Below are 7636 nucleotides of genomic sequence, written 5' to 3' on the forward strand. Positions count from 1 at the left end.
ATTTTATCGAAAAAGTAGTATATTTGCAGGCAATAATTTAAGAATCAAAAAATTGTGGAATATGCCTTTGAAGCGTTTCGGAGTCTCGTTGGAGGATAACCTGCTGGAGTCGTTGGATCAGTATGTGAGCGAGAACGGTTTCGCCAACCGTTCGCAGGCGATCCGTTTTCTGGTGGAGAAGAATGTCGCTGAAAAGAAATGGCAATGTAACCATATCGTGGCAGGTACGATCATTCTTATGTATGACCAGGTAAAAAAGGATATTACTTCCCGGATTGCCGATATTCAGCAAAATTATCAGGATGTTATCTTGTCTTCTTCCCAATATTATGTGAACCGGAATTTTTGTCTGCACATTGCAACCGTGATGGGCACAGCTTACCGTCTGACTGAGTTGTCGGACCGGTTGACTACGATAAAGGGGCTTAAGCATGGCAAGTTGGTTATGAGCCGGGCTGATTAGATATATTTTTTACCCGTATGGTGACACGAATTTTGAAAAGTGTAACACGATTAAATAACAATAGAAATTTAATACATAAAAGTGAGATATGAAAAAAGTAATTTTACTTGCTTCCGGGCTTTTGTGCAGTTCGCTGGTCTTTGCAAGCGATCCGGCTGCAATTGATAGTCTGATTAATTTACAGGGGGTTGTGATTTCAGCGAATAAGGTACAAGTGAACCGAAGCAGTGTGCCACTTACTATCTCGGTGATAGACCGGGAGCAGATCGAGGCGAGCAGCGAATCGGCATTGTTGCCGGTACTTTCCCAACATGTCCCCGGATTGTTTGTGACGCAAAAGGGAATTACCGGTTTTGGAGTTTCGGAAGGAGCGGCAGGTACGGTTAACATTCGTGGTGTCGGAAGTGGAAATAAGGTTTTAATGCTGTTCGACGGGCAACCGCAATGGGCTGGAGTGTTCGGACATTCTTTGCCTGATACCTATGTGGCTTCGGATGTAGAGCGCGTGGAAGTGATTCGTGGTCCCGGTTCTTTGCTGTATGGTTCTAACGCGATGGGAGGGGTTGTCAATATTATTACCCGTCATCATGAACAGGAAGGACGGTGTACGCAGGCGCGTGTGATGTATGGCTCTTACAATACGCAAAAATATATGGTGAATAACGGTTTTAACGTAGGTAAATTCAGTAGTTTTATCTCGATAAATCACGATCGAACCGATGGGCATCGATCAAATTCGGATTTTAACATCACAAATGGTTTTGCTAATTTAGGATATGCTTTCAATGAGCATTATAAGATGACAGGTGATGTAAGCCTTGCCAAATCGAAGTTTCAAAATCCTGGTAAAACATTTGAGCCTGTTATAGACAATAAAATGAATATTTTGCGTGGAACAGCTTCTATGGCATTGGAAAATAATCAGGGTAAGATGAGCGGGGCCTTGCGCCTGTTCTATAATTGGGGAAACCATAAAATCAATGATGGTTACAATCCAGGAGAAGAGCCTTTGACTTATCTTTTTCGTTCTGACGACCACAACGTGGGAGTCCAATTGTATGAATCGTTCCGTTTGTTTAAGGGGAATAACTTTACTGTCGGTGTGGATTATAAAAACTGGGGTGGACATGCTTGGAATGATAATAATGACGGTTCAAAAAAAGAATTGGTGGATAAAACGGTGAATGAAACAGCCGGATATGCCATCATGCAACAAGAACTTTTTGGCATATTGAGCCTGAATGCCGGTGTCCGCTATGAACACAGTAGCACTTATGGAGGCGAATGGGTTCCGCAGGGAGGAGTTACGGTACGTCCGTTTGAAGGAAATACGATCCGTGCATCTGTCTCTAAAGGATTTCGTAGTCCGAATATCCGCGAAATGTATATGTGGGGAGCGGCCAATGCAGATTTGAAACCGGAGAGTATGGTAAATTATGAAGTTGCTGTCGGACAGTCTTTTTTAGGGGGCGACTTGTATACTGAGCTGACAGCTTTCTTTATCGACGGGAAAGATATGATTTATTCCGTAAGCGTGAATGGGGACGGTAGACCTCCTTATAAGAATTTGAATACAGGAACCTTTACGAATAAAGGTATAGAGTTTGAAGCTCGCTATCAGATTTGCAAGAATTTGAACCTGGATATGAACTATAGTTATCTGCACATGAGCAAACCTATTCCTGGAGCCCCTGGACATAAGTTCTATGCAGGGGCCACCTATATGCCGGGACGTTTCACCTTGAACGTGAATATGCAGTCTGTCTTTGATTTGTATACAGATGCAGAATGCTCTAAGAAAGAGGATTTTACAACTTTGAATGCGAAAGTCGCTTATCGTTTCGGTACACGTGATAAAGGATTGAACCTCTTTGTGAAAGGAGAAAACCTGACGGCAACCCGTTACACTATTAATGATGGTTTTCCGATGCCGAAAGCGATCTTCATGGGTGGGATCGATGTCACTTTCTAAACATTTTGTATACCTTTGCGCCTTGTAACAATTAATAAAAATCATTATGTCAGTTGCAAAAAGGGATTTAGAGGATAATAGAAAGGTGACCACACATCGCCTGATAGAAATGAAACAGCGTGGGGAGAAAATTTCCATGTTGACAGCTTACGATTATTCGATGGCTCAACTGATCGATCAGGCTGGTATGGATGTCATATTGGTAGGCGATTCGGCTTCCAACGTAATGGCTGGTAATGTAACGACACTGCCGATCACGCTTGACCAAATGATCTATCATGGCAAATCGGTCATGAAAGCGGTGAAACGTGCCTTGGTGGTGGTGGACCTGCCTTTTGGCACGTATCAAGGAAACTCAAAAGAAGCGTTGGCTTCGGCTATCCGTGTGATGAAGGAAACGCATGCGGATTGTATCAAGCTTGAAGGAGGTTCTGAAATTCGGGAATCTATCGAACGTATTCTGTGTGCGGGTATTCCTGTCATGGGACATCTGGGATTGACGCCTCAGTCTATTAATAAGTTCGGGACATATACGGTTCGTGCCCGTGAGGAAGCGGAAGCGAAGAAGCTGATCGCAGATGCTCATCTGTTGGAAGAGATCGGTTGCTTTGCAATCGTATTGGAAAAGATTCCGGCTGCTTTGGCTGCACAGGTCGCTTCCGAACTGACGATTCCGATTATCGGTATCGGTGCTGGCGGAGGAGTAGACGGACAGGTGTTGGTTATGCATGATATGTTAGGTATCAACCAGGGATTTTCTCCCCGTTTCTTGCGCCGTTATGCGAATTTGGCAGAAGATATCACTCGTGCCGTGCAGACTTATATTGAGGATGTGAAGACGCAAGATTTCCCGAACGAGAAGGAACAATATTAATAATGTGTCAGTCCCATCTGTTGATCGGTGCTGCTTCATCGGGGAGCGGGAAAACAACTTTTACACTAGGTTTGCTTCGTGCCTTGAAGAACCGTTCGTTTAAGGTGCAGCCTTTCAAATGCGGACCGGACTATATCGACACACGCCATCATAGGATGGCTGCCGGTAATCCGTCCGTGAACTTGGATCTCTTTATGATGTCAGAGGCACACGTGCGTGATTTGTATGCCGGCTATACGGAAAAAGCGGATGTGGCGGTAACCGAAGGCGTGATGGGATTGTTTGACGGGTATGACGGTATGAAAGGGAGCTGTGCGGAAATCGCCTGTATGCTGAAAATACCGGTAGTCCTGATTGTAAATGCGAAAAGTACGGCATATTCGGTGGCTCCTTTATTGTACGGGTTTAAACAATTCAACAAGCAAGTGCAGATAGTTGGGGCTGTCTTTAATTTTGTTGCTTCCGAAAACCATTATTCTTTTTTGAAACAGGCTTGTGAAGATGCCGGAGTCGAGGCATTGGGATATCTTCCCAAGTGTGCGGATGTGGAGATCCCCAGCCGTCATTTAGGGTTGTCTCTCGATGAAGATTTCTGCTTTGAAGAGTTCGCCGACCGTGTAGCGGAACTTGTCGAAAAGCATGTAAACATCAATCGGTTGCTGGAGTTGACAAAACCGGTTGCGATAGCTGTCGTTCCTATATCTGCAGGTCGTCATATCTATAAACGTGAGCCTTCTTTCCCTATTGCGGTAGCCTGCGATCCTGCATTCAATTTTGTATATGAAGCGAATATTCGCTATCTGCATCATTTAGGGGAAGTTACGTATTTCAGTCCGTTGGCAGACACTTCTTTGCCGGATGCTGATTTCGTGTACCTTCCCGGAGGTTATCCGGAGTTATATCTTGCTGCTTTATCGGCAAACAGGCAGATGCTTCAATCCATTCGCCGGTATGTTGAGAGTGGAGGAAAATTGTTGGCTGAATGTGGAGGCATGATGTATCTATGTGACGAGATACGAGATAAAAATGGAGATGTTTATCCGATGGCTGGCGTGTTGCACCAGTCTGCAACAATGGAGAATATGAAGTTACGCCTGGGATATCGTACCTTATTATACAACGAAACTCGTCTGAAAGGGCATGAGTTCCACTATTCCCGTCTGGTGGAACAACAGAATCCGCTTCCGTCCTGCGCTGTCGCTTATACTGCCAAAGGAGTGGAAACGGATACTCCGCTTTATCATTATAAAAATGTTTGGGCAGGATATACGCATTTGTATTGGGCGGATCCGGTCGGAAACGAATGGTTTACCAAATTTGTCATCGATGGCAATACTTGAAGTCTGTATACAAATAAATAAGAAAGATGAAAATATATACGCGTGGAGGAGATAAAGGTCGTACTGGGATTCATGGAGGCGAGCGGGTGGATAAAGATGATATCCGGATCGAAGCGAACGGGACACTGGACGAGGTGAATGCTGAAATAGGCATTATCCGTGCATTACTCCCGGCTGAACATGAATGGCAAAGCTTGCTGGGGAAAATACAAATGGAGATGATGGCGGTCATGTCACATGTGGCGACTCCATCGGCTATTCGTGATAAGAATCCGAACAAAATATCCGATGATCTGGTTCTTGTTTGTGAGGAACAGATCGATGCTTTGTCGGCAAAGATGGAGGATAACGGTTATTTTATCCTGCCTGGCGGCTCTTTGGTTTCCGCTCACTTGCAGTTGGCCCGTACGATCGTACGCCGTGCCGAACGCCGTCTGTGGACGTTGAACCGGAAAGATCCGGTTTCACCAGGGATCATGCAGTTCGTGAACCGCCTTTCCGATTTGTTTTTTACAATGGCACGCTATGAAATGTTTCGCCAGGGGAATGCGGAGGAACGTTGGCAGTCGTTTTTGTATAAGAGAAAAAAATAGAATAAGACTTGAAGATTCCATAAAGAAGCTGTTCACATTTTTGTGAATACTGAAAGAATACGTTATATTTGTACGCAAATACGAGAACGATATGTTTGTTACATTCGAAGAAGTATATTTGCGTGACCTTTACGAGAAAGGAAAGGCTGATAACAAGAAGCCTCGTTATCAGCCTGATGTGATAAGGCGTTATCAAAAGTGTATAGATTTTCTTTTGGATGCCAAGAAGGTAGAAGAACTTCTTTTGATAAATTCCTTGAATTATGAGATGCTGAAAGGCGATAAGGCTGGTATTTCATTTGTACGGGTGAATAATAAGTATCGAGTTGAGTTTACCGTAAGGGATTCGATAGAAGAACCGATTGTTACCGTATGTAATATAATAGAATTATCAAACCATTATAAATGATTGTAGCTATGATTACACTTCAAGGTATTGATCCTAAAATGATCGCCAATAATTTGACTCCATCCAACCCCATACATCCAGGCGAGTTGATAAAGGATGAAATAGAATATCGAGGTATTTCGCAGCGGAAATTGGCATTGCAAATGGGGGTTTCTCCGACATTGCTGAATGAAATATTGAATGGAAAGCGTTCTGTTTCGACAGAATATGCTCTTTTGTTTGAAGCGGCGCTTGGTATTGATGCAGAAGTTTGGATTCGTCAGCAAGCTCGGTATGACATGCAAATGGCAAAATCCGATATCTCTTTTTTGGAGAGATTGGCCCATATTAGAAAAATAGCGGCAGTATTATAGTAGGTACAGATTAAAATTAAGAATAGATATGATATCCGTAAAAAAATATATCGAGTCCAATAAAGACCGTTTCATCGAAGAGCTTTTCTCTTTGATCCGTATTCCATCGATAAGTGCCAAACATGAACATAAGCCTGATATGGAGGCTTGTGCAAAACGCTGGACAGAACTCTTGCTTGCAGCCGGTGCCGATAAAGCGGTTGTGATGCAGACCGAAGGCAACCCGGTTGTGTATGGGGAAAAGATGGTTTCTCCTGAGGCGCAGACCGTTTTGGTCTATTCGCACTATGACGTAATGCCCGCCGAGCCGTTTGACCTGTGGAAGAGTCGCCCGTTCGAACCCGAAATCCGGGATGGCCGTATCTGGGCGCGTGGTGCGGATGATGATAAAGGGCAGGCCATGATGCAGGTAAAAGGTTTCGAGACAGCCCTGAATCTGGATTTGCTGAAATGTAATGTGAAGTTTATCTTCGAGGGAGAAGAAGAGATCGGTTCGCCGAGCCTCGAAGCCTTCTGCCGTACACATAAAGAATTGTTGGAAGCGGATGTGATCCTGGTTTCCGATACCAGCATGGTCAGTGCCGAAACGCCATCCCTGACAACCGGACTTCGTGGGCTTGCCTATTGGGAGATCGAGGTCACAGGTCCTAACCGCGATTTGCATTCCGGGCATTTCGGTGGTGCGGTTGCCAACCCGATCAATGTGTTGTGTAAGCTGATGGCCGATATAACAGATGCTGACGGGCGCATCACAATCCCCGGTTTCTACGATGATGTGGAAGATGTTTCGCCTGCCGAACGCGAGATGATCGCCCAGATTCCATTTGATGAAGCGAAATATAAAGCGGCCATCGGTGTGGATGAGTTGTTCGGTGAAAAAGGATATTCCACGTTGGAACGCAATAGTTGCCGTCCTTCCTTCGATATCTGCGGCATCTGGGGCGGTTATATGGAAGAGGGCAGCAAGACGGTCCTTCCTTCCAAAGCATACGCCAAAGTTTCCTGCCGTCTGGTTCCGCATCAGGATCATGAGAAGATTTCGAAACTGTTTGAAGAGTACATCGCTCGTGTGGCTCCGGCTTATGTCAAGGTAAGAGTGACGCCTAAACATGGTGGACAAGGTTATGTTTGTCCGATCGATCTTCCCGCTTATAAGGCGGCAGAGGAAGCCGTTGCCGTAGCTTTTGGCAAACGTCCGTTGGCCGTGCGCCGTGGCGGAAGTATCCCTATTATCTCGACTTTCGAGCAGGTGTTGGGCATCAAGACTGTCCTGATGGGATTCGGCCTCGAACAGAATGCGATTCATTCGCCCAACGAAAGCTGTACGCTTGACTTCTTTTATAAGGGAATCGAGTCGGTAGCCGAATTTTATAAACGATTCAATTGATATGACAAATAATGAAATAGTTGTTCGTGCGCTTGCCAATACAGGCATTACTGCTCTGAACGAGATGCAGCAGGCGGTATTGGATGCCGGGACGACAAAAGACATGGTGCTGCTCAGTCCGACAGGGTCGGGCAAGACGTTGGCTTTCCTTTTGCCTTTGCTGACGACGTTGACGGATGAGGACAAAAAGATACAGGCCGTGATCATCGCTCCTTCCCGTGAGCTGGCTTTGCAGATCGAAACGG

General features: G+C 45.1%; 9 protein-coding genes. All 9 read left to right on the forward strand.

Features of this window, described 5'->3' with window-relative positions; all coding sequences use genetic code 11:
- The first annotated feature begins 61 nt into the window (after positions 1 to 61).
- Entirely contained in the window at positions 62 to 463 is a 402-nt protein-coding gene (nikR, locus tag BHV83_RS10845) for a nickel-responsive transcriptional regulator NikR (protein WP_005650287.1), read from the forward strand.
- A gap of 88 nt (positions 464 to 551) precedes the next feature.
- Positions 552 to 2435 (forward strand): TonB-dependent receptor plug domain-containing protein, encoded by a 1884-nt coding sequence (locus BHV83_RS10850; protein WP_122206056.1) that lies wholly within the window; start codon positions 552 to 554, stop codon positions 2433 to 2435.
- A 46-nt stretch (positions 2436 to 2481) separates the two neighbouring features.
- Positions 2482 to 3309, forward strand: coding sequence for a 3-methyl-2-oxobutanoate hydroxymethyltransferase (panB, locus tag BHV83_RS10855; RefSeq protein ID WP_005640328.1), 828 nt, complete (start codon positions 2482 to 2484; stop codon positions 3307 to 3309).
- 2 nt (positions 3310 to 3311) lie between these two features.
- Positions 3312 to 4649, forward strand: a complete 1338-nt coding sequence (locus tag BHV83_RS10860; protein ID WP_122206057.1) for a cobyrinic acid a,c-diamide synthase CobB — start codon at positions 3312 to 3314, stop codon at positions 4647 to 4649.
- Between the two features lie 26 nt (positions 4650 to 4675).
- Positions 4676 to 5242 (forward strand): cob(I)yrinic acid a,c-diamide adenosyltransferase, encoded by a 567-nt coding sequence (locus BHV83_RS10865; protein WP_005640330.1) that lies wholly within the window; start codon positions 4676 to 4678, stop codon positions 5240 to 5242.
- A gap of 91 nt (positions 5243 to 5333) precedes the next feature.
- Entirely contained in the window at positions 5334 to 5651 is a 318-nt protein-coding gene (locus BHV83_RS10870; protein ID WP_005642309.1) for a type II toxin-antitoxin system RelE/ParE family toxin, read from the forward strand.
- 8 nt (positions 5652 to 5659) lie between these two features.
- A complete protein-coding gene (locus tag BHV83_RS10875) occupies positions 5660 to 6004 on the forward strand; it encodes a HigA family addiction module antitoxin (protein ID WP_005642311.1) in 345 nt (114 codons plus the stop codon).
- A 28-nt stretch (positions 6005 to 6032) separates the two neighbouring features.
- On the forward strand, positions 6033 to 7391 hold the full coding sequence (locus tag BHV83_RS10880; RefSeq protein ID WP_005640333.1) for a dipeptidase: 1359 nt from the start codon (positions 6033 to 6035) through the stop codon (positions 7389 to 7391).
- Between the two features lies 1 nt (position 7392).
- On the forward strand, positions 7393 to 7636 hold a 244-nt coding region (locus tag BHV83_RS10885), incomplete at its 3' end, for a DEAD/DEAH box helicase (RefSeq protein ID WP_502687964.1).

The organism is Parabacteroides sp. merdae-related_45_40 (assembly GCF_001915675.1).